At 52.4% G+C, this 22,461-nt stretch carries 18 protein-coding genes and 1 tRNA gene; 17 read left to right on the forward strand and 2 right to left on the reverse strand.

The features are described from left to right. Window positions 1–5: 5 nt before the first annotated feature. The 13 genes from LKE23_RS09135 to LKE23_RS09195 all read left to right on the forward strand — a co-directional run bounded on the left by LKE23_RS09135 (window position 6) and on the right by LKE23_RS09195 (window position 15,070). Entirely contained in the window at window positions 6–650 is a 645-nt protein-coding gene (locus LKE23_RS09135) for a hypothetical protein (RefSeq protein WP_291977028.1), read from the forward strand. A 132-nt stretch (window positions 651–782) separates the two neighbouring features. After that, window positions 783–2,186: an MFS transporter gene (locus tag LKE23_RS09140; RefSeq protein WP_291977029.1), complete on the forward strand. Its 1,404-nt coding sequence runs from the start codon at window positions 783–785 to the stop codon at window positions 2,184–2,186. A 58-nt stretch (window positions 2,187–2,244) separates the two neighbouring features. Beyond that, entirely contained in the window at window positions 2,245–3,489 is a 1,245-nt protein-coding gene (locus tag LKE23_RS09145; RefSeq protein WP_291977030.1) for a carboxylate--amine ligase, read from the forward strand. A gap of 150 nt (window positions 3,490–3,639) precedes the next feature. Continuing rightward, the gene (locus tag LKE23_RS09150) at window positions 3,640–5,265 is read left to right on the forward strand and encodes a TrkA C-terminal domain-containing protein (RefSeq protein WP_291978293.1); all 1,626 of its coding nucleotides are present in this window, start codon (window positions 3,640–3,642) and stop codon (window positions 5,263–5,265) included. Between the two features lie 28 nt (window positions 5,266–5,293). After that, window positions 5,294–6,001 (forward strand): aspartate/glutamate racemase family protein, encoded by a 708-nt coding sequence (locus LKE23_RS09155; protein WP_291977032.1) that lies wholly within the window; start codon window positions 5,294–5,296, stop codon window positions 5,999–6,001. A 145-nt stretch (window positions 6,002–6,146) separates the two neighbouring features. Further along, on the forward strand, window positions 6,147–6,848 hold the full coding sequence (locus LKE23_RS09160; RefSeq protein WP_291977034.1) for a GntR family transcriptional regulator: 702 nt from the start codon (window positions 6,147–6,149) through the stop codon (window positions 6,846–6,848). Window positions 6,849–6,923: 75 nt separating this feature from the next. Then, window positions 6,924–8,399 (forward strand): nicotinate phosphoribosyltransferase, encoded by a 1,476-nt coding sequence (locus LKE23_RS09165; protein WP_291977035.1) that lies wholly within the window; start codon window positions 6,924–6,926, stop codon window positions 8,397–8,399. Between the two features lie 3 nt (window positions 8,400–8,402). Next, the gene (gene nadE, locus LKE23_RS09170) at window positions 8,403–9,230 is read left to right on the forward strand and encodes an ammonia-dependent NAD(+) synthetase (protein ID WP_291977037.1); all 828 of its coding nucleotides are present in this window, start codon (window positions 8,403–8,405) and stop codon (window positions 9,228–9,230) included. Between the two features lie 24 nt (window positions 9,231–9,254). Next, window positions 9,255–11,432, forward strand: a complete 2,178-nt coding sequence (locus tag LKE23_RS09175; RefSeq protein ID WP_291978335.1) for a Tex family protein — start codon at window positions 9,255–9,257, stop codon at window positions 11,430–11,432. After that, window positions 11,425–11,877, forward strand: coding sequence for a SprT family protein (locus tag LKE23_RS09180; protein WP_291977039.1), 453 nt, complete (start codon window positions 11,425–11,427; stop codon window positions 11,875–11,877). The genes LKE23_RS09175 and LKE23_RS09180 overlap by 8 nt, the downstream gene beginning before the upstream one ends. Before the next feature lie 58 nt (window positions 11,878–11,935). Beyond that, window positions 11,936–12,021, forward strand: a tRNA-Leu gene (locus tag LKE23_RS09185). Between the two features lie 153 nt (window positions 12,022–12,174). Next, complete coding sequence (locus LKE23_RS09190) at window positions 12,175–14,124, forward strand: glycoside hydrolase family 2 TIM barrel-domain containing protein (RefSeq protein ID WP_291977041.1); 1,950 nt, start codon at window positions 12,175–12,177, stop codon at window positions 14,122–14,124. Beyond that, the gene (locus LKE23_RS09195) at window positions 14,108–15,070 is read left to right on the forward strand and encodes a beta-galactosidase small subunit (protein WP_291977042.1); all 963 of its coding nucleotides are present in this window, start codon (window positions 14,108–14,110) and stop codon (window positions 15,068–15,070) included. Before LKE23_RS09190 ends, LKE23_RS09195 begins: the two co-directional genes overlap by 17 nt. 89 nt (window positions 15,071–15,159) lie before the next feature. Here the strand turns inward: LKE23_RS09195 and LKE23_RS09200 are convergent, their stop codons facing one another. Together LKE23_RS09200 and LKE23_RS09205 are read right to left on the reverse strand one after the other, a co-directional pair. After that, window positions 15,160–16,290: an IS30 family transposase gene (locus tag LKE23_RS09200; protein ID WP_291976173.1), complete on the reverse strand. Its 1,131-nt coding sequence runs from the start codon at window positions 16,288–16,290 to the stop codon at window positions 15,160–15,162. Between the two features lie 121 nt (window positions 16,291–16,411). Continuing rightward, entirely contained in the window at window positions 16,412–17,419 is a 1,008-nt protein-coding gene (locus tag LKE23_RS09205; protein ID WP_291977043.1) for a LacI family DNA-binding transcriptional regulator, read from the reverse strand. Between the two features lie 228 nt (window positions 17,420–17,647). On the opposite strand from LKE23_RS09205, the gene LKE23_RS09210 reads away from it, so the two are divergent. The 4 genes from LKE23_RS09210 to LKE23_RS09225 all read left to right on the forward strand — a co-directional run bounded on the left by LKE23_RS09210 (window position 17,648) and on the right by LKE23_RS09225 (window position 22,449). Continuing rightward, entirely contained in the window at window positions 17,648–18,604 is a 957-nt protein-coding gene (locus LKE23_RS09210; protein WP_291977044.1) for an NAD(P)-dependent oxidoreductase, read from the forward strand. Window positions 18,605–18,694: 90 nt separating this feature from the next. Then, window positions 18,695–19,696 carry a hypothetical protein gene (locus LKE23_RS09215; protein WP_291977045.1) on the forward strand — a complete coding sequence of 334 codons (1,002 nt, stop codon included), beginning with the start codon at window positions 18,695–18,697 and terminating at the stop codon, window positions 19,694–19,696. Between the two features lie 11 nt (window positions 19,697–19,707). After that, complete coding sequence (locus LKE23_RS09220) at window positions 19,708–21,249, forward strand: FGGY-family carbohydrate kinase (protein WP_291977046.1); 1,542 nt, start codon at window positions 19,708–19,710, stop codon at window positions 21,247–21,249. A gap of 453 nt (window positions 21,250–21,702) precedes the next feature. Further along, complete coding sequence (locus tag LKE23_RS09225) at window positions 21,703–22,449, forward strand: sugar phosphate isomerase/epimerase family protein (protein ID WP_291977047.1); 747 nt, start codon at window positions 21,703–21,705, stop codon at window positions 22,447–22,449. Window positions 22,450–22,461: the final 12 nt, after the last annotated feature.

Genomic DNA, 22,461 nt, shown 5'->3' on the forward strand with positions numbered 1-22,461 from the left:
ACAATATGCCGAAGCAGGGACACTTTGCCAAGTCAACGCGAATCAAACAGCTGAATAATTTTAAGGTCAAAAAACATTTCCCGGGAAATACCATTCCCGACTCTCAGCTGACGGACTTTTTAGTGGCCCGCTTTGCCCTGACCGCCAAGAAGCGGGTTCCGCGGGACTCTCAGGAGGCCGTCCAACGCTTCTTGATCGAATTAGCCGATCAGCTGCTGGCTTATCACGGCAAGCTCAGCGACCTGGTGCCCGTCCTGCTACAGGACATTAACCACCGGGCGCCCTGGCAGTTTTACATGCAGCTGCTGCCGGAATGGGATCTCTTGCAGGATTTTTTGAAAAAGGAAGTCCCAGCGGTGCCACTGCGGCAGCGCTGCTATTTGACGGGGTTACTGACCAAGGAGGAGGTTAGCTTGGTGGTGGCGCAGCTCTTAGCCGACAAGGCCAGCGCCATTACCTTCCTAAAGCAGCCAAATGCGCCGGCCGCCCTGCGCCAACAGACTGCCAAAATGCTGCTGGCCACGATTTATCACGACAGTCAAATCGACTGGAGCAAGGTGCGGGCACTCTTGGCGCCGTTCCCATTTCAGGTTGATCCGAACCTGGATGCGGGGACGAAGGAGTGGCTGACGGCCCTCAGCCGGCAATAGGATTTAACCATGAAAAATATTTTGATCTTTGGTATAATCAAATCAACATCAAAAGAACAACTTTAGGGTGCTGTGGTGGAGCTTTAATCACCATAGCGCTTTTTATTTTAAATTTTTAAAGGAGGGGATAGTTTGGCTAAAACTAAACTACAACACATTTACTTAGCAATTATTTCGCTGGCGCTCCTGACGTTCATCGGGATTCTAAACGAAACCTCGATGAACGTCACCTACCCGGAACTGTCAAAAACCTTTGGCGTTTCTTTGGACACGGTCCAGTGGGTCACGACTGGCTACCTGCTGATGGCGACCATCACGATGGGAACCACGGCCTACCTGCTCAAGCAATTCCCGGCTCGCAGGCTGCAACTGGTTGCCGTCTCAGCCTTCATCATCGGCGATCTGCTGGGGGCGCTTTCCCTGAACTTTCCGATGCTGTTGATCGGCCGGCTGGTTCAGGCGGTGGCGACGGGCCTGTCGACGCCGATCCTGTTTCACTTGATCTTCACCGAGATCCCGCGGGAACGACTGGGATCGATGACCGGATTTGCCGGAATGGTGATCTCCTTCGCCCCGGCCCTCGGACCGACTTACGGTGGCTGGATCTCGGAGGCCAGCTCGTGGCGGATGATCTTCTGGTTGCTGATCCCATTCGCCCTGGTCAGCCTGCTGTTGGGCCAGCTCTTTATCCGCAATCAGCCGCTGGGTAACACCAAGCGCTTCAGCTACGCTAGTCTTTTGACCCTTTCACTGGCGCTCTTTTCGATCGTCTACGGCCTGTCGACAATCGGGAAACATGGCTTGGGCTGGCCGATCGTTGGCTGGCTGGTCCTGTTCGTTGTCTTCTTTGCTCTCTTTATCTACATCAACAACCATGGCCAGTCGCAGCTGTTTGATCTGCGGGTATTCAAGGTGCACCCGCTGCGGTTGTCGACCTTGACCTACTTCAACCTCCAGTTCATCAACATTGGGGTCTCGTTGGTGATCCCCCTGTACGCGGAATACGTGCTCAACACTTCCGCAACGGTGGCCGGCCTGATCCTGCTGCCGGGTTCGGTCATCGGGGCTTTTATTGCCCCACTTGCCGGACGCTTGGCCGATAGCCAGGGCTTTGCCAAGCCGGTCACTACTGGTGGTAGCATTCTTTTAATTGGGATCGCTGGCTTTGTGTTCTTCCAACGTCAACTGACTCCAATCCTGATCATGACCTTCTTCATTCTCATGCGGATCGGCTTCAACTTCTCGTTCTCCAACACCATCTCGAACGCCACCACGCTGGTCGACTCAAAGAACAGCGCGGACGTCAACTCCATCTTTAACATGCTGCAGCAGTTTGCTGGCTCGTTGGGCACCGTCTTCCTGTCGGCCGTCATGGCGCTCTTCCAAAATAACGGGACCGGGACACTGGCGGCGCGGTCGTACCGGGGTGGCCGCTTCGACTACCTCTTCCTCTTCGCGATGGCAATCATTGCCTTGACGGCGATCGTCAACAACTACCGGATTCAAAAACGAATGAAAATTCGGGCCACCAACTAAACTTATGGTAAAATAGGGGCTTGTAGAATGACGATAACGAAAATAAGGAGGAAGATTAATGAGCGAACAGCCTTTTGTTCCGCTGATTCTGGGGAGCGACTTTAACGCCTATGGGATGGCACGGTCGATGTACGAAAAGTACGGGATCAAGTCCCACCTGTACGCCCGCCACGAATTAGCGCCGACTCGTTTTTCCAAGATTGTCGACCTGCACTTCAACAAAGACCTGCAGGCCCCGGATGTTTTTACCAAGGTCCTGATTGATGCCGCTAAGCAATACATTGCCCAGGGGAAGAAGGTCGTCCTGATCAGCTGTGGGGACGATTACACCGAACTGGTCAGCAAGAACCGCAAGGAACTGTCCAAGTACATGGCCTGTCCATACGCCGACTACGAGGAAGTCGCCAAGCTGACCAACAAGGAAGAGTTCTACCAGGTTTGTGAACAATACGGCCTGCCATACCCAAAGACCGACATTCTGAAGCCGGACCTCGACTACAAGCACTACCAGTCACCGTTTGATTTTCCGATCGCCCTCAAGGCGGCCGACGCGGTTGAATGGCACAAGGGGAATTTCAAGGGCTACGAAAAGGCCTACATCATCAAGGATGCCCAGCGCCTGCAGGAAGTCTTGGAAATCATCTACGAGCACAGCCCCTACAAGGGTGATTTGATCCTCCAGGAATTTATTCCCGGCGACGACAGCAACATGCGGACGATCAACTGTTACGTCGACCGCAACCACGAGGTCAAGCTGATGAGCCTCGGCCACCCGCTGCTGGAAGACTGCAACCCAGCTAATGTCGGTAATTACGTTGCCATCATGCCAGCCTACGACGAGCAGATCTACAAGAATATCAAGAGCTTTTTGGAGAGCGTCAAGTTCACCGGTTTCGTCAACTTTGATCTCAAGTACGACCGGCGTGACGGCCAGTTCAAGGTTTTTGATCTGAACCCGCGGCAGGGACGTTCCAGCTTCTTCACTTCGCTGAACGGACACCAGCTGGCCACCTTCCCGGTTGAGGATTACATCTTTGACAACCTGAAGGACCAGGAAACAATCTACGCCAACCAGGATCCAAAGCAGTACAAACTCTGGCTCGGGGTGGGCAAGCAGACCTTCCTCCAGTACGCCAAGGACAATGAAATTAAGCATCAGGCGGAACAGCTGATCAAGGAGGGCCGTTACGGGACGACCTTCCACTACGACCGCGACATGAACCTGATGCGCTGGATCATGGAGAAGCGGATCAACCACAATTACCAGCAAAACTTTGAAAAGTACTTTATTGAAAAGAAGTAAGAAAAGCATGAGGCAGAGTTAAATCTGTCTCATCTTTTGCTTTTAAACTGGTGATTCAATTGAATTCAAATACTGGCAATGTGATAATGTTGTCTGAATCAAAAGAAAGTATAGAAGAGATAATTAATAATGCACACAATCGTTCACTTCATGGTGAATAATCAAATTTTTACCCTCTTTATCTGCATGGCCCTTGGCTTTGCGATCGGCAACTACAAGATCGGTGGCCGCTTTAACATCGGGGCGACGGTGGGGACCCTGGTCGTCACCCTGATTGTTGGCCAGATCGGGGCCTTCCCGCGTGATGAAATGCTCGGCACGATCTTCTTTGGGGCCTTCATGTTCTCCGTCGGCTACCGAATCGGCCCCCAGCTGCTGGTCAGTCTGCGGATCTTCGGGGCCCGGATCATCCTGGCCAGTTTGTTCTGGATGCTGATCGTCTTCCTGGTCTCCTGGGGACTCTTTGTGGCCTTCCACATCGGTCCCGGGGTCGGTGCGGGGATCATCTCCGGTTCACTGACCCAGTCGGCAACCGTCGCCAGTTCGATGCAGACGATTGAGGCCCTGCCGGTGAGTCACGCGGTGAAGGCGGCCTACGAGGCCCAGCTGCCGGTTGCCTACGCCTTAACCTATGTCTTTGGGACCCTCGGCGTCATCATTTTCCTGCGGGACCTGGCACCGAAGATCTTGGGAATCAAGGTTGAACAACAGGGCCCAGCGATGGCGCGTCGGTACCACTTCCACGCCAAAAACCCAAACCCGACCTGGCGACGGACCTACCTGGTAGCGGAAGACTCGCCCCTGGTCGGCAAGACGATTGCCCAGTTTAACAAGTGGTCCGATTACCACCTGATTGCCCTGGCGGTCTTTCGTGACCTGGAAATGACCGATCACCTGGAATACCGGATCGAACCGGGGGATATGGTGACGGTGATTGGCTATGCCGTTCACTTCGACCGCCTGCACCAGGTTCCGGGAATCAAAGAAGTCCTGACGCCAACTAATGCACCAAAGGAACGGAAATTTGTTTTGGGAAAGAATTTCCGGCCGGTCCTGCTGGCCATCCTGCGCCAGCATGGTGTCTTCATTAACATTCAGGACCCGATTACCGGGAACGAGCAGCTGATCAACCAGTTGCGGCCCGGGGACGTCATCTCCCTGACCGGGAACACCTCGCGGACCGCGGCGATTCTGCGGAAGATGGGGCGCTGGGCGACGACCGACAAGGCGATCAACTACGTCCTCTTTTCTTTGGGGATCGGTGGGGCTTCCCTTTTGGGGATTCTCGGCTTAAAATTAAATGGTATCCCGCTTCAATTAGGTAACGGAACGGCGGCCCTGATTATGGGACTGCTCTTGAGTTCGTGGATTGACCGGCACCGGGACTACAAGTCAATTCCGGTCACAGTCACGGACTTCATGCAGAGCTTCGGCTTGACACTGTTCGTGGGCACGGTCGGGCTTCAATCAGCCCAGGCCTTTACCAGTGCGATCAAGAGCCTCGGGTTCGGGGTGCTGATCATCGGGGCGGTTGTCTCGATTGCACCACACCTCTTGACCCTCTTGTTTGGTCGTTACGTTCTGCGGATGGAACCGCTGGCCCTGATGGGGGCACTGACCGGTTCCGGCACGATTGCCGCTGCCATGAGTGAGATTTCGCAGAAGGCTGGCCCCGAGGGTGGTGCCTACTATGCGGCTGCCTTTACGCCCGCCTTCGTAGTTGGTAATATTGGTATTACATTACTAGGACCGATCTTCGTGGCCCTCTTGTCATGACGACCGGTAGAGAAAGGTTAAAGATAAAATGAAAAAATTCTTCACAGTGCTTGGTGGGATGGGGACCCTGGCAACGGAGAGCTACGTCCGGATCTTGGACAAGCGGACGCCGATTCATCGTGACCAGGATTACCTGGACTACATCGTCGTTAACCACGCTACGGTTCCGGACCGGACGACCTGGATCCTGGACCATTCCAAGCCCGACTATAACCCGGCCCTGATCGAGGACATCAAGCAGCAGAGCCTGCTCAAGCCCGCCTTCTTCGTGCTGATCTGCAACACCGCCCACTACGCCTTCGACCGGCTCCAGGCGGCTACCGACATTCCGATCCTGAACATGCTTGACGAAACGGTCAAGGCGATCAAGAACATCAAGCCAGACGCTAAGAAGGTTGGCCTGCTGGCGACTCGGGGGACCATCGAGTCCGGTCTGTACGACCACTACATCACGGCCGCCGGCTACGAGGAGATCAAGCCGACCGCGGAGATCGTTGATCAAACGGAGGACTTGATTTACCACGACATCAAGGAAGCCGGCCACTCCAACGGCCAGAAGTACCACGAGCTGGTGCGGAAGATGATCGAGGAAGAGGGCGCCGACATCGTCATCCTGGGCTGCACGGAGCTTTCCTACGCTGAGGAAATGGACCCGGAGACTGAGTACCCGGTTGCCGATTCTCAGTCCATCATTGTTGATCGTTCATTGGAGCGCGGCCTGGCACTGCGCAAGTAACAAAGAGGCAAGAACCACCGATTGGTCATCACGGTTCCTGCCTCTTTTTGGTAGGCAAAATTTTAACAATGTCTTAATTGGTCTAGATAGGTGATTCCATGTTAGAATAGAACAAGCTGAAGAGAGCATAAGAGGGGGAAGTGCAATGGGTTCACCAGTATATATTAAGATTCATAATCAGCTCCGCGAAAACATCGAAAGCGGCAGGTGGACGGTCGGCCAAAAGATTCCGGCCGAACGGGAATTGGCAGCCAGCTTTGACGTCAGCCGGATGACCCTGCGCCAGGCAATTCAGGCCCTGGTCGACGAGGGGATTTTGGAGCGCCGGGTTGGTTCCGGGACCTTCGTAGCCAACCGGAAGGTCCAGGAGAAGATGTCTGGGGTCACCAGCTTTACCGAGATGATGCAGGCGGCCGGCAAGCGGCCCTCCAGTCGTACGATTTCCTACCACCTGACGATCCCGTCCCAGACTGAGATCGAAAAGCTCAAGCTGCCGGCCGGGGCTCAGGTCCTGCGGATGGAGCGGGTCCGCTACGGCGACGACGTCCCAATCTGCTTTGAAATCGCGACAATTCCGGCCCAGCTGATTGAGAATTTCAGCAAGGAGGAGGTCACGAGCTCTTTCTACCGGACCCTGGAGAAGAAGGCCAACCTTTATCCCGGCCACGCCGTTCAGATGATTTCGGCCACCAAGGCCACGGAGCGAATCGCCACTTACCTGCAGATCAAGCGAGGGGATGCCCTGCTGCGGATGAGTCAGCTCTCCTACCTGCAGGACGGGCGGCCGTTTGAATACGTTCACACCCAGTACGTGGGTTCGCGCTTTGAATTTGTCCTGGAGAAATAGCTCTGGCTAATCGCCACTGCCAAATCGTGCTACAATAACGTTATTATTTATTGATTGATAAGGGGAAAATTAATTATGAAGTTTGATTATCCAGATGATAGCCTGGCACTGCATACCGATGCCTACGAACTGAGTATGATGCAAACCTACTGGAAACAGGGTGTTGGCAACCGCCGTGCTGTTTTTGAGGCTTTCTTCCGGAAGATGCCGTTCCAAAATGGTTACGCGATCTACGCAGGACTGGATCACATCATTCGCTACATCAAGGACCTGCACTTTACGGACAGTGACATTGCTTACCTGAAATCCACTGACCAGTTCGACCCGGACTTTTTGGAATACCTGCGCGACTTCAAGTTTACCGGGACCATCCGGAGCTTTGAGGAGGGGGACCTGGTCTTCAATCACGAGCCAATCCTGCAAGTCGACGCACCGATGATTGAGGCCCAGCTGATCGAAACGGCAATCCTCAACATCCTTAACTACCAGATCATGGTGGCCACTAAGGCTTCCCGGATCAAGTCAATCGTCGGGGACCAGAGCATCATGGAATTCGGCAGCCGGCGGGCCCAGGAACTGGATGCAGCAATCTGGGGGACTCGGGCGGCCTACATTGGCGGCTTCAACGCCACCAGTAACGTTCGGGCCGGCAAACTCTTCGGGATTCCGATCTCGGGGACGCACGCCCACGCCCTGGTACAGGCCTACCGCAACGACTACGACGCCTTCAGGGCCTACGCCGAGACGCACCACGATTGCGTCTTCCTGGTCGACACCTTCGATACCCTGAAGAGCGGTGTGCCGAACGCCATCCGGGTGGCCAAGGAGTTTGGCGACAAGATTAACTTTATCGGGGTCCGGATCGACAGTGGCGACATGGCCTACCTGTCCAAACGGGTCCGGGCAATGCTGGACGAGGCCGGATTCCCGAACGCCAAGATTTTTGCCTCCAACGGACTGGACGAAAAGACCATCCAGAACCTGAAGATGCAGGGGGCCAAGATTGACGTCTGGGGTGTCGGCACCAAGCTGATCACCGCCTACGATCAACCAACCCTGGGGGCTGTCTACAAGCTGGTCTCCATGGAGGACGCCGACGGTAAGATGGTCGACACCATCAAGCTTTCCAACAACGTTGCCAAGATGTCGACGCCGGGCGAGAAGCAGGTTTGGCGGATTAACGACCGGGTCGATGGCAAGAGCGAGGGTGACTACATCACCCTGATCGACGAAGATCCGCGCACGGAGGATTCGTTGAACATGTTCAACCCGAACTTCCCACTCCAGCAAAAGGACGTCAGCGACTTCCTCGCCCGGCCAATGCTCAAGGACATCTGGAAAGACGGCGAGTTTGTCTACGATGAGCCAAGCCTGGACGAGATTAGGGATCACCGTGAGGCCAGCCTGGACGCCCTCTGGGATGAATACAAGCGGGACCTCAACCCCGAGGTCTATCCGGTCGATCTGTCGCAGAAGTGCTACGACAATAAGCTGCAGATGATTCATCACATTCACGAATACGTTAAGACGCTTGAGAACAAGGAGCGATAATTGATGCGCAAGATGCAGGAACAGATTATTAAAGATCTTAAGGTCCTTTCGACAATTGATCCGCAGGTTGAGGTTAACAGGCGGGTACAGTTTCTCTGTGACTTTTTACAGAAAACGGGGATGAAGACCCTTGTGCTCGGCATTTCTGGCGGCCAGGACTCAACCCTGGCCGGCCGGCTGTGCGAGCTGGCGGTGACCAAGCTGCGGCAGGAGACCGGGGATAGGGACTACCAGTTTATCGCGGTTCGCCTGCCGTACGGGACCCAGGCTGACGAGTCGGACGCGATGGCGGCCATCAACGACTTCATCAAGCCCGACCGGACAATACGGGTCAACATCAAACCGGCTACCGACGCGATGGTTGAGAGCCTGACGGATGCCGGCAGCACGATCAGCGATTTTAACAAGGGCAATATCAAGGCCCGGGAGCGGATGATCGTTCAGTACGCCATTGCCGGTCAGTACGGCGGGGCCGTCGTGGGAACCGATCATGCGGCTGAGGCGGTCACCGGCTTTTACACCAAGTTTGGTGACGGCGGGGCCGACATCACGCCCCTGTCCCAGCTGGACAAGCGTCAGGGGAAGGCCCTCTTAAAGTACCTGCATGCCCCAGCGGAACTCTACGAGAAGACCCCGACCGCCGATTTGGAAGACGATAAGCCAATGCGGCCTGATGAGGCGGCACTGGGGGTTCGCTACGAGGAGATTGACGACTACCTCGAGGGCCGGCCGGTTACCGACGCGGCCGCCGAAAAGATTGAGGGCTGGTACCAGCGGACGCAGCACAAGCGTCACCAGCCGATCACCCCACTTGATACCTGGTGGAAATAGTAAATCAAAGTTAAGGAAGTATATATGGATAAACAGACACTGCAACTTGTAAGCCAAAATTTACCAAATTTACGCCAAACACAGATTGATGCCGCCCTAAAGCTGATGGACGAGGGGAACACGATCCCGTTCATCGCCCGGTACCGCAAGGAAGCGACGGGGACCTTGGACGAGGTTCAGCTCCAAGACATTCGGGACGAGTATCGCCACGTGACCAACCTGCTAGAACGCCAGGAGACGGTCATCAACAAGATCGCCGAGCAGGGGAAGCTGACCCCGGGCTTGGAAAAGAAAATCCGGGGCGCCAGTGAGCTCCAGGAGGTCGAGGATCTCTACCTGCCGTACAAGCAGAAGCGGCAGACCAAGGCCCAAAAGGCGCGGGCAGCCGGCCTGGCACCACTGGCCAGCTGGCTCTTAACCTACCCGGACGGCGACCTGCAAAAGGAAGCAACCAAGTACGTCAACGCCGAGGTGGCGGACGCCCAGGCGGCCCTAGAAGGTGCCCACGAAATCCTGGCGGAGGCCATTAGCGAAATGGCGACCGTCCGCGGGTGGCTGCGCAGCTTTGTGTCCAACCACGGTCAGTTGCAAACCAAGGTCAAGCGCGGTGGCGAAGACAAGGACGAGCTTGGCACCTACAAGCAGTATTACGACTTTGCTGCACCGGTTAAGGATCTCAACTCGTACCAGGTGCTGGCAATCAACCGGGGTGAGAAGGAGAAGGTCCTAAACGTCAAGGTCACAACCGATGATGACGCGGTCCTCAACTACCTGCATTTCCGCCTGATCCGGACGAATAAGCAGAACGCGGCGACGACCTTTATTGAAGAGGCCTACCAGGACGCCCTCAAGCGGTTCCTGGGGCCCAGCATCGAACGGGAGATCCGGCGCCAGCTGACCGATCAGGCTGATGCCCAGGCCATCAAGGTCTTCGGTGACAACCTTTACCACCTCCTGATGCAGGCGCCGATCAAGGGCAAGATCGTGATGGGCTTTGATTCAGCCTACCGGACCGGGTGCAAGCTGGCAATCTTGGACCAGAATGGTAAATTCCTGACTAAGGCGGTTATTTATCCACACAAGCCGGCTCCCGAAAAACAGCGGGCCGCCGCTGAAGGTGAATTCCTTCAATTGATTGAGGACTACCACGTGGAGATGATTGCGATCGGGAACGGGACGGCCAGCCGGGAGTCAGAAAAATTCGTGGCGGCAGCCCTCAAAAAGCTGAAGCGACCGGTTTACTACGTGATCGTCAACGAGGCCGGGGCATCCGTGTACTCGGCCAGTGAAACGGCCCGGGAGGAATTCCCCGACCTGCACGTAGAACAGCGCACTGCCATCAGCATCGGCCGCCGACTTCAGGATCCACTGGCCGAGCTGGTGAAGATCGACCCGCAAGCAATTGGTGTCGGCCAGTACCAGCACGACCTGCCGACTAAGGAACTATCTGCCGAGCTGGACGCGGTGGTTGAGCGGGCGGTTAACCGGGTTGGGGTTGACCTCAACACGGCGAGCTACCAGCTGCTGACCCAGATTTCGGGCCTAAACAAGACCACGGCGAAGAACATTGTTCACTATCGGGACGAGCACGGCCGCTATACCAACCGGACCCAGCTGAAGAAGGTTCCCCGCTTGGGCCCCAAAGCCTACCAGCAGGCGGTCGGCTTTTTGCGGATTACCGGTGGTGAGAACCCACTGGACAACACCGACGTCCACCCGGAGAGTTACCAAATCGCCACCAAGATGATGGAAGACACCGGGATTTCGGTTGATCAGCTGGGCTCGGCGGCCGCCAACGAGCAGCTGGCCAAGCTGAAGCCGGCGGACTACACCACCGACCAAGCTGGTGAGGCAACGGTGAGTGACATCATTGGCTCACTGGAGAAGCCGGGCCGCGACCTTCGTGACAGCATGCCAATGCCGCTGCTGTGCCACGACGTCATGACGATTGAGGACCTAAAGCCGGGGATGAAGCTCCAGGGAACGGTTCGCAACGTGGTCGACTTCGGGGCCTTTGTCGACATTGGCGTCAAGCACGACGGACTGGTGCACATTTCTAAGATGAGTAAGAAGTTCATCAAGGATCCCCGCAGTGCCGTGTCCGTGGGCGACATCGTGGACGTCTGGATCGATGACGTGGATCTGAACCGGCAGCGGATCCAATTGACGATGATCGCACCAAAGAAGGTTGAAAATGACTAATCAGGAATTACAAACCCTGACGGAAAAATGGTCGCTGGAGTACTTCCGGCGGCCTTTTCGTCACCAAATTTTCTTTAACCGCCGTTTAAAGACCACCGGCGGGCGCTACCATCTGGCCGACCATCACATCGACATCAATCCGCTGATGCTGACGGAATTTGACCAGGAAAACCTCAAGCGAGTGGTCCTGCACGAGCTCTGTCACTATCACCTGCACCTGACCGGACAGGACTACCACCACCGTAGTCCGGCCTTCAAACACCTGCTGGCAGCGGTGGGCGGATCGCGGTACGCGCCACCGACCAGCAAGGTTCAACACCGACGGCAGGCCAAGTGGCTTTACCGCTGCCAGGGTTGCGGGGTAGTGATTGCCCGCCAGCGGCGCTTTAATACCGCCCGTTACGTCTGCCGACGGTGCGGTGGCCGGTTTCGATTAATAAATTAAAAAAAGTTGTTGCCAAGGTTAGGCGCGTTTGCTATAATAGTTCTTGTTGATGAGATATGCGGCCGTGGCGGAACTGGCAGACGCGTAAGATTAAGGATCTTATGGTCGATTATGACCGTGGAGGTTCAAGTCCTCTCGGCCGCACTACTCAAAAGCCGGAACGATTTTCGTTCCGGCTTTTTCTTTTTAAAATTTTCTACTGCTAAAAATTAAGTAAATTTTACTTGTAATCCTATCATTCTATTTATGAAAGCGCTATACTTAAAGGTGAACTTGTTGAATGAGGAGGATTTATTAATGGATGCAGATATTAAATGGTTAGATGACCCGGAGACTTTCCGGGTTAACCAACTACCCGCCCACAGTGACCATCATTACTATGGCAACTATGCGGAGTGGTCAGCAGACGACAGCCGTTTTGAACAGTCCCTGGATGGCCAGTGGCAATTCAAGTTTGCCAATTCACCATTGGAACGGCTGAAGGGCTTCTACGAGACCGATCTCGATACCACCGATTTCGACGAGATTGAGGTGCCGAGTGAAATTGAATTGAGCGATTACGCCCAGAACAATTACATCAACACACTGATCCCGTGGGAAGGCAAGATCTACCGGCGGCCAGCCTACGCCCTGAGCGCCGATGACGCCCAGGCCGGCTCCTTTAGCGAGGGTGCCGACAACACGGTGGGCATGTACCGGAAGACCTTTGACCTGGATCCGGCCCTGCGTGGCAAACAGATCCGCGTTCGTTTTGAAGGGGTTGAACGGGCAATGTTCCTGTGGCTTAACGGTCACTTTGTTGGCTACGCCGAAGACAGTTTCACCCCATCCGAATTCGACCTGACTCCGTACATTGAGGACACGGGCAACGTGATGGCCGTTGAGGTCTTCAAGCACAGTACAGCTTCCTGGATTGAGGATCAGGACATGTTCCGCTTCTCCGGGATCTTCCGGAGTGTTAGCCTCTTAGCCCAACCGGTAACCCACGTTGAGGACATGACGATCCGGCCGGTCCTCGATGACAACTACCAGGATGGTAAGTTCAGCCTGCACCTGAGCCTGACGGGTGAGGAGAGCGGCACCGTTCGCGTCCTGGTCAAGGATGCCGATGGCCAAGACCTGCTCGACCAGTCCCTACCGGTGAAGGAGACCGTTGACTTGGCGGACGTGGCCTTTAAGAACGTGCACCTTTGGGACAACCATGATCCATACCTGTACCAGCTCCTCGTTGAGATTCATGACGACGCCGGCCAGCTGGTCGAACTGGTACCATACCGCTTCGGCTTCCGCAAGATCGAAATCAGCCCGGACCACGTTGTTCTGCTGAACGGCAAGCGGCTGATTATCAACGGGGTCAACCGGCACGAATGGGATGACCACCGCGGCCGCAGCGTCACGCTGGCCGACATGAAGGCCGACATCAAGACCTTCCAGGAAAACAACATCAACGGTGTGCGGACCTGCCACTACCCGGACCAGATTCCGTGGTACTACCTCTGTGACCAAAACGGGATTTACATGATGGCCGAGAACAACCTCGAATCCCACGCCACCTGGCAGAAGATGGGGGCCATCGAACCGTCCTACAACGTACCGGGTTCCGTTCCGCAATGGAAGGAAGTCGTCGTTGACCGGGCCCGCAGCAACTACGAGACCTTCAAGAACCACACGGCCATCCTCTTCTGGTCGCTGGGGAATGAGTCCTTTGCTGGTGACAACATGGTCGCCATGCAGAAGCTCTACAAGTCCCACCACGACGGCCGGCTCGTCCACTACGAGGGCGTTTGCCACACCCACGACTACAGCAAGCAGATCCCGAGCCTGGATCCAAAGGGCTACCTGCCAGCCGGCGGGACCAAGGACTACCGGGACGAGATTTCCGACGTTGAGAGCTGGATGTACCTGCCACCGAAGCAGGTCGAGGAATACCTGCAAAACAACCCGGACAAGCCGTTCATGGAGTGCGAATACATGCACGACATGGGGAACTCCGACGGGGGCATGGGCTCCTACATCAAGCTGCTTGATAAGTATCCACAATACTTCGGCGGCTTTATCTGGGACTTTATCGACCAGGCCCTGGTTGTCCACGACCCAATCAGCGGTCGCGATGTAATGCGCTACGGTGGCGATTTCGATGATCGGCACTCAGACTATGAATTCTCTGGCGACGGCCTGATGTTTGCGGACCGGACACCAAAACCAGCAATGCAGGAGGTACGGTACTACTATGGCTTACACAAATAAACTACACGTCATTTACGGTGACGGCACGCTCGGCGTTGCGGGCGAAGGCTTCCAATACATCTTTAGCTACGAAAAGGGCGGCCTGGAGTCGCTGAAGTTAAACGGCAAGGAATGGCTCTACCGGGTACCGACGCCAACCTTCTGGCGGGCCACTACCGATAACGACCGGGGCAGCGGCTTCAACATCAAGTCGGCCCAGTGGCTGTCTGCCGATGTCTTCCAGAAGTGCGTCGGCATTGACCTGACCGTCGACGACCATCACTTTGGCCAGCCACCGTTGGCTCCTGAAACGAACCAGTTCTCGAACAACGAGTACGCCGACAAAATGACGATCGCCTACACCTTTGAGACCCTGACCGTGCCGGCTACCCAGGTCACGGTTAGCTACACGGTTACGGCGGACGGCAAGATCAAGCTCAGCGTTCACTACGCCGGGCACGCCGACCTGCCGGAGCTGCCGGTGATGGGAATGCGCTTCGTCATGCCGACGGCGGCCACTGGCTTCACCTACGAAGGACTTTCCGGCGAGACCTACCCGGACCGGATGGCGGGGGCTGTTCATGGGACCTATACCGTCAAGGGCCTGCCGGTTGCCAAGTACCTGGTTCCACAGGAAAATGGGATGCACATGGCAACGGACTGGCTGACGATCACACGGGCAACGACCCAAAACAACGCGGATCCAGACCAGGCACCGTTCTCCCTGAAGGTGGCCAAGGCGGATCAGCCGTTCAACTTCAGCTGCCTGCCGTACACGGCCGAGGAACTGGAGTCGGCGACCCACCTCGAGGAATTGCCGTTAGAACGGCGGACCGTCCTGGTAGTGGCCGGGGCCGTCCGGGGCGTCGGCGGCATCGACAGCTGGGGTGCCGACGTTGAGGAACAGTATCACATTCCGGCGGACAAGGACATCGACTTCTCATTTGTCCTGGAACCGGCTGAATAAGCTCATAATAAAAACGACCTGCAAAAAATTGCGGGTCGTTTTTTATATTTTAAAAACCCTAAATTTCAAGAATAAGTTAGCCACTGGACTCAAATAAATAATACTGACCAATTGATTATTGGTTGATGGAGCTGTGATATCTCTTGGTAGAAGGCCTTACGATAGATATCCATTGACGAATGTCCATTAAACATAGCTCGTGGATAGTGATTCATCCAATCATTAGTCGCTATGATCTGAGCACTACTATAGTTATTTATAGCTTCACCTTTGGTAATCTCCTTGCGGAGAAACCGGTTATTGATCTCATTGGATCCACGTTCCCAAGGGGAATACGGATCAGCATAGAAAACATGATCGTGAACTTGTGTTAACTCACTAAATTCTGAACCGTTGTCAGAGGTTATTGTCTTAAAAATGCGATAGTAAGCATCTGTGCCCATTTTCTGGCGCAAATTTATAAAGAACTGATTTACTGCATGCGCAGTTTTACCAGCAATTTTACTCGTGATATTAACTCGTGAAAGGCGATCAGTCATTACTAGTACAACACTGTCATTACCGTTTTTCTGTCCCTGAACTGTATCCAGTTCCCAATGGCCAATTTCGGACCGTTGGTCCGCAGTTTGAGGTCGTTGAGCAATATTAGGCCCTAAGCACCTTTTAGCTTGCGGATGAGTTTGATGATGCTTACGTTTAGGTTTTTCAAAGAGGTCTAAATTGGACGTACGAAGCACACCCTCATTAATCCATTGATATAAAGTTACAACCGACTTTGGGATCAGGGTGCCATCATTCATTAAATCTCGAGCCTTATAAATAACCGCTTGTGGGGAGTAATGGTGGTCGTCAAACTCACCAAGCATTAGCTGATCAGCTAATCGTAAAAATTGCTTTGAAGAATAATATAAGCGACGACGACCAGAATGGCGGTGATGTTCAAGATATGTGGCCTGACCAGCTTCATAACTATAGATGTAGTAAGAATATTCGTAAATCTTACCATTAGATTTTTGACGACGAAGTTGGCGGACCGTACCACGGTTGAGCTCGTTATTAATTGTTTGATGATTAACTCCTAATTGGCGACCAATTGCGCGATTGGAAAGTCCTTGCGACTTTAAAGTCGCAATCATCACACGTTCTTCTTTAGTAAGATGAGCATTCTTTTTATGAGTAGTCAATAAAATAGTAGACATGGTATCATTTAAGTGCGTCATTTGACGGACATCCTTTCATATAGGTTTGGTTCACTTAATATGATACCTGATGTCACGCCGAATGGCGTTTTTTATTTACCACCAACTGGGTGGCTAACTTCATTCTATAATCTACCATATTTTAAAAACTGTTATTGATGACGAGCTTGGTTGGCACGATTTTAATCGATGGCTCGAAACTTTCCTGCGGATTTTCAAGCTTGTCGATTAGTAGGGCCGCGGCTTCCACGCCCAGCTCACGGGAATCCTGCTGGATGCAGCTGATCTGTGGCCGCATCGTCTTCATCCATTCAAACTCCTCGTACGTTGCCAGGCCGTAATCGTCTGGGTAGTTGTAATTGGCCAGTTGCATTGCTTGCAAGAGCCTGATGAATACGCGGGCGTTCATCGTGAAGAAGGCTGGCTTATGGTCCCGATGGCTCTCCATGATTTCTTTGATTTGCTGGTTAAACTGATCGTAGAGCTTCTTTTCGCCCAGGTGTGGGACGGTAATCAGGTGGGACCCCTCCGTATAGCCGGTTGCATCCAGAAAGCCATGATAACGCAACGTCCGTGTGCTGACGGCATCCAGCGGCCATGAGACGAAGTAGAGATCCTGGTAGCCCTTTGCCATCATCTTTCGAATCATCTGGTAGACGGAGTGGTTGTTGTCGGTGACGATCGTATCGATCTTCGTCTTGACGGCTTGCCGGTCGACGATCACGGTTGAATTATTTGAAAATGACTTGTAGATCGGTCCGTTGGCGTTAACGGGATCAATAATAAAGCCGGCAACGTTTTCGGAACGAAGTCGGAGAATATTATTTATTTCGCTTTGTTGGTTGTTATCGGCGTTTGTAAACAGCACCTTGTAGCCGTGTTCGTCACACACCTTATAGATCCCCGAAAGGACGGACGAAGTGAAGGGGTTGGTAATATCGGCAATTGAAACGCCGATCGTTTTATTTTCGTTTTTCGCTAGACTGCGTGCGGTCCCGTTTGGTCGATAATTGGTCTGGTTGATTATTTGCTCCAAATGGGTCCGGGTCTTTAATGACATTTTTTTGTAGTTGCCATTAAGGTAGTTTGAAACGGTCGCAATAGAGACATTAGCTAAAGAAGCAATATCGCTGATCGTTAGTCTTTCCAAAGAAGAGCCTCCCAACGTAACTAAAACGTTACAAAAAATTTTAATGCTTAAATATAATTTTACCACCGTCTTAATAAAGGGAAAATAAAAAATAACCGTTAGGGAGTTGACGGAATATTTGATTGATGATATATTATAGCCGTGCCTTAGTTAAGCGCTTAACCAAGGAAAACAGGGTAAATTCAAGTTTTTGTTCTACTACTTCAGCAAACGAAAGGAATAAGAGTTATGAGTAAAGCAAAGGTATTGGTCACCGGAATTATTCCAGAGCAAGGCTTGGTTGAATTACGAAAAACGTTCGATGTGTTTTACGATCCCGAAGTTGAAACGCGTGAGTGGATCTTAGAGCACCTGCACGAATACGAAGGATTGCTTTTGATGGGTACCAAGGGCGACAAGGAACTGATCGACGCTGGTACCAACCTGAAGATCATCACCGCAAACGGGGTTGGCTTTGACCATATCGACATCGACTATGCCAAGAGCAAGGGCATTGTCGTTGCCAACTGTCCTCAGGGCGTTCGGGTGCCAACGGCTGAAATGACGTTTGCACTGCTGCTGGCAACTGTTCGCCGGCTCTACCTGTATGACAAGATTGTTCGTTCGGGCAACTGGGTTGATGTTTCCGAACAAAAGTACATGGGGATGAGCCTGCAGGGCAAGACGCTTGGTGTGTACGGCATGGGACGGATCGGCTCTGAAGTTGCTAAGTTCTGCCAGGCACTGGGGATGAACGTGATTTATAACGATGCCCGTCGCCTGTCTGCCGACCTGGAGGAACAGCTGGACGTTAAGTACGTCGACTTCGATACTTTAGTTAAAACCGCGGATGTCATTACCCTTCATGCACCCGCACTGCCATCGACCACCGGTGTATTTAATGCCGAAGTGTTTGATGAAATGAAGGATACTGCTTACATTATTAACGCCGCACGGGGTGTCCTGATTAAGCAGGATGATTTGATCGACGCGCTGAAGAACCACAAGATTGCTGGGGCGGGCCTGGACGTCTTTGAGACCGAACCAAACGTTCCAGAAGAACTGCGTGCATTGGATAATGTTATTATGTCTCCTCATGCAGGAACCGGTACTTTAGAAGCACGGACAGCGATTGCCAAAGAAGCTTCCAACAATTTGATTTCCTACTTAAGAGATGGGAAGCCCGTTAACCAGGTAAATAAATAAAGCTGGACGTGTTGAGAGGATTCGGTACTTTCCGAGTCCTCTATTTTATTTTGGATAGTCACTGCTAATTGTTGGAAAGAAGAAAAAACTATGAAATTTAACAAAATTTTTAAAGACAAATTGGACCACTGCTACGCGATTATGCGGATGCATGAGCTTGGTCGGGACTTCATCGTGGTTGCTTCTGAGGAAAATCAGCCATGCTATGCATACGACCTTGACAATGATTTTGCCCGGACCACCGTCTGGCCGGATGTTGGTGGGACCATGACGATGGTGCACCTGCCGGGAACCCTTAATTTCCTGGCCACCCAGCGCTTCTACCCCGGATTTAACTCAGCCCAGTGCCGAATTGTTAAGGAAACCTGGAATGGCCAGGACTGGGACCAGACAGTCATTGGCGACTTCCCCTATGTTCACCGTTTTGATGCCATCAAAAAGGACGACGGCAGCGGCTACTGGTTTATTGGCTGCTCGATTGCCAACAGCAAGAAAAACACGGATGACTGGTCCGATCCGGGCAAAGTATGGGTCGGTGAGTACGATGACGAACAGGAAAAGGTTGTTAACCAGCACGCCTTAGACATTCGCATTACCAAGAACCATGGCTACAAGCGGATGGCCGGCTACTCCCTGATTACCGGTGTCGAGGGGATCTTTAAGCTGACTTGGCCAACGGCGGACAGTGATTGGGTAATTACCAGGCTGTCGCCGGTTGAAACCTCGGACATTTTTTCCGCCGATGTCAACGGTGACGGCGCGGATGAATACTTGACAATCGAAGGCTTCCACGGCCCGTACCTGCGGGTGTCTGACAGTCATTTTCAAACGATCTTTCGCAGTGAGGCGGACACGCCGTTTGGGCACGCTATTTGGGGCGGCAAACTGGGCCAAAGAGAATACTTTATCTTTGGCTGGCGCGCGGGCAAGCAAAACCTGGAGCTGATCACCAGCGACCACTTGGCTAGTCAGCTCATCGACCAGCAGGTTGGCCCAAGCAACGTCACGGTTTACGAAAAAGGTGGGCAGCAGTATCTGTTGGCGGCCAACCGGGAAGCTAACCAAGTGGCGGTATATTCGATTGATCAATGATGGGAGTGAGGATGATGAAGCACTTCTTAACGATTGATAATGGTGGGACTAATACCAAGGTCGTCATTTTCGATGAAGCGGGAACGCAGGTGGCGGTAAAGTCATTCCCGACTAAGGGATTGGAATACCAAGCGGGCTTTCATGAGATCGACCTTCATAAGCTGCAGCAGGATCTCGGACAGGCTATTCCGGCGGCACTGGCTCAGGCTAAGCTCACGGGCGACCAGATTGATGCCGTCGCAACCGTCGGCCATGGGAAGGGACTGTACACGCTTGATAAGGACAAGCAGGTCTTCATGAACGGGATCCTTTCGGCGGATAGCCGGGCGGAGGCGTACGCCAATAAATTTGAGCGGCAAGTCAGCACGATCTTCCCAATCAGCCACCAGCACGTCATGCCTAGTCAGGCGCCGCTGCTGTTGCGCTGGCTGAAGGATCACCAACCCGAGAAGTATGCCCAAATCGGCTACGTGCTTTCAAACAAGGACTTTATCGGCTACCTATTGACGGGCGAGGTGAAGCAAGAGCTCGGGGATGCTTCCGGCAATAATTTGATTAACTTAGAGACCGCGGAGTATGATCGGCGCCTTCTCGACTTTTTTGGCATTGAAGAAATGGCCGACAAGCTGCCTGAACTGATCCACGCGACCGATCTTCGGGGCCGAATTTCACCAGCGGCGGCCCAGCTAACGGGCTTGACAGCGGGCACGCCCGTTTTTGGCGGGATGTTTGATATTGATGCCTGTGCCGTTGCCACGGGGGTTCTTGATGATACGAAGCTGAGCTTAATCGCCGGTACGTGGAACATGAATATTTTTCCCAGTGATCACCTGGCCTCGGATGAAAGCGGCCTGATGAATTCGATCTTTCCAACGGGGAAGTACCTTTGGGAAGCCTCGAGCCCAACCTCGGCCGGCAATCTAGCCATTATTTTAAAGATGCTGATGACGGCCGAAATGCGGGATGCTGAGGATGCCGGAAGGTCCATTTATGACAATCTAGAGGACTTTTTGGAGAACACCGACGCCGCTTTTGCCAAGGTGATTTTCTTTCCATTCCTGTACGGTAGCAACGTCTCCCCAGACGCCGAGGGGACCTTTATTGGCCTGCGGAGTACGACGACAAAGTCTGAAATGATCCGGGCCGTCTACGAAGGGATTGCCTTTGCCCACCGGTATCACGTGGAGAATTTGGTTCGGGCCCTTGGTCACCGGCCGGCCGTCATCCGGATGTCTGGTGGGGCCTGCAATTCCCCAAGCTGGGTCCAAATGTTTTCAGATATCCTGAATACGCCGATTGAGCTCGTCTCGGCAAATGAATTAGGTGGCCTTGGCGGCGCAATCACGGCCGCGGTCGGCCTTGGCGACTACGCGACAATCAGCGAGGCGGCTCAAAAAATGAGTCGGGTCCTGAGACGCTACGAACCACGACCGGATCAGGTAAAAATGTATGATGAGAAATACCGGGTCTACCGTCAGATGCAAGTTGCAATGGACCCGGTCTGGGCTAGTTACCATCACATGCAGAATCAATTGGTGAACCGGGCCAATTAACGTTAGATTCCCTCCCCAAGAGGCTCAGCATAATTCTTGCTGATCCTCTTTTTTTGTATCATTATTGGTTAAACGTTTAACGAAAGAGCTGCTTTGAAATAGATGACAGAAGTAGACAGAGGTCTATAAAAATACAATTAATTTTGAACGAGTTAAGTAACTGAAATCGTTGATGTATTGGCATTTTTAACAATTCATTTGAGAACTAGTTCACATTTTTTCACTGAAAGGGGTTGCAATGATGAGTCGCCTTTGTTATTATCTAACCGTAAGCAATGGTTAAGCGATTAACTATTAAAAAGTTATTGCGATTTCATTCTTACATGCAATTTTTAGAATTTACCTTTTGTGTCTATTAGCCGAGTATTCGGTATTTATTTTCCAAATTTTGTAAAGCGCTTAACCAAGTTAAACAATAGACACTTTTAATTCGATAAGGGGATGGTTTATAAGATGAGCACATTTATCTTAAATACAATCGCTTTTAAGAAAGAATTGGATAACGGAGTTTCTCAGTCTAATTTTGTATCGGCTACGCATGAGCTTGGCTTTGATGCAATTGAAATTAGACAGGAATACTTACACGGGAACGAAGAGGAACTAACTGAGATAAATAAGCTAGCTAATCAAAACGGCCTCCAAGTTTATCTAAGCGTTAATGATGACCTCTTGGTGAACGATTCTTTCAATCCGAAGTTTGCTGATTATTTGCATATGTTAAAGTCCTTGGGATCGAATCATTTGAAAATGAACATAGGTCCTTTGGACAAAGCAAATACAGAGCTTATTAAGTCCAAACTGATTGATTTGTTACCTTCAAATTGTGTTCTAACTTTGGAAAACAATCAGACTTTAGAAGACAGTAATTTTGAGAACACAGTCAAGTTTTTCCAACTGCTTAATACAACCGATGTGGAAAACATTCATTATTGCTTTGATATTGCAAATTGGTCATGGCTTGATGCTAGTGCTGAAAAGGCTGCAAAAGCATTATCGCCTGTTACAACATATTTGCATCTTAAAAATGTAAATAATGAAAATGGTCATTTAACAGTAACTTCGCTTGATGAAGGAAAGCTGGACTGGTGCCAATTAATTGGTTTATTTTCGAACGTTCAAGAATTTGGACTTGAATATTCGGCTGACCTTAAGACGCTTAGCAAGGACTTAGGAACACTAAAACAATTTTTGAAAAAATAGAGGTGAAAATGG

It is taken from the genome of Limosilactobacillus sp., from assembly GCF_022482365.1.
Taxonomy (GTDB): Bacteria; Bacillota; Bacilli; order Lactobacillales; family Lactobacillaceae; genus Limosilactobacillus.

Bases quoted from the DNA above. Each gene is read 5' to 3' on its own strand.
- LKE23_RS09175 (WP_291978335.1), top strand. From the start codon at position 9,255: ATGGATAAACAGACACTGCAACTTGTAAGCCAAAATTTACCAAATTTA.
- LKE23_RS09215 (WP_291977045.1), top strand. From the start codon at position 18,695: ATGAAATTTAACAAAATTTTTAAAGACAAATTGGACCACTGCTACGCG.
- LKE23_RS09195 (WP_291977042.1), top strand. From the start codon at position 14,108: ATGGCTTACACAAATAAACTACACGTCATTTACGGTGACGGCACGCTC.
- LKE23_RS09135 (WP_291977028.1), top strand. From the start codon at position 6: ATGCCGAAGCAGGGACACTTTGCCAAGTCAACGCGAATCAAACAGCTG.
- nadE (WP_291977037.1), top strand. From the start codon at position 8,403: ATGCGCAAGATGCAGGAACAGATTATTAAAGATCTTAAGGTCCTTTCG.
- LKE23_RS09155 (WP_291977032.1), top strand. From the start codon at position 5,294: ATGAAAAAATTCTTCACAGTGCTTGGTGGGATGGGGACCCTGGCAACG.
- LKE23_RS09145 (WP_291977030.1), top strand. From the start codon at position 2,245: ATGAGCGAACAGCCTTTTGTTCCGCTGATTCTGGGGAGCGACTTTAAC.
- LKE23_RS09150 (WP_291978293.1), top strand. From the start codon at position 3,640: ATGGTGAATAATCAAATTTTTACCCTCTTTATCTGCATGGCCCTTGGC.
- LKE23_RS09160 (WP_291977034.1), top strand. From the start codon at position 6,147: ATGGGTTCACCAGTATATATTAAGATTCATAATCAGCTCCGCGAAAAC.
- LKE23_RS09210 (WP_291977044.1), top strand. From the start codon at position 17,648: ATGAGTAAAGCAAAGGTATTGGTCACCGGAATTATTCCAGAGCAAGGC.
- LKE23_RS09165 (WP_291977035.1), top strand. From the start codon at position 6,924: ATGAAGTTTGATTATCCAGATGATAGCCTGGCACTGCATACCGATGCC.
- LKE23_RS09225 (WP_291977047.1), top strand. From the start codon at position 21,703: ATGAGCACATTTATCTTAAATACAATCGCTTTTAAGAAAGAATTGGAT.
- LKE23_RS09200 (WP_291976173.1), bottom strand. From the start codon at position 16,290: ATGACGCACTTAAATGATACCATGTCTACTATTTTATTGACTACTCAT.
- LKE23_RS09220 (WP_291977046.1), top strand. From the start codon at position 19,708: ATGATGAAGCACTTCTTAACGATTGATAATGGTGGGACTAATACCAAG.
- LKE23_RS09180 (WP_291977039.1), top strand. From the start codon at position 11,425: ATGACTAATCAGGAATTACAAACCCTGACGGAAAAATGGTCGCTGGAG.
- LKE23_RS09190 (WP_291977041.1), top strand. From the start codon at position 12,175: ATGGATGCAGATATTAAATGGTTAGATGACCCGGAGACTTTCCGGGTT.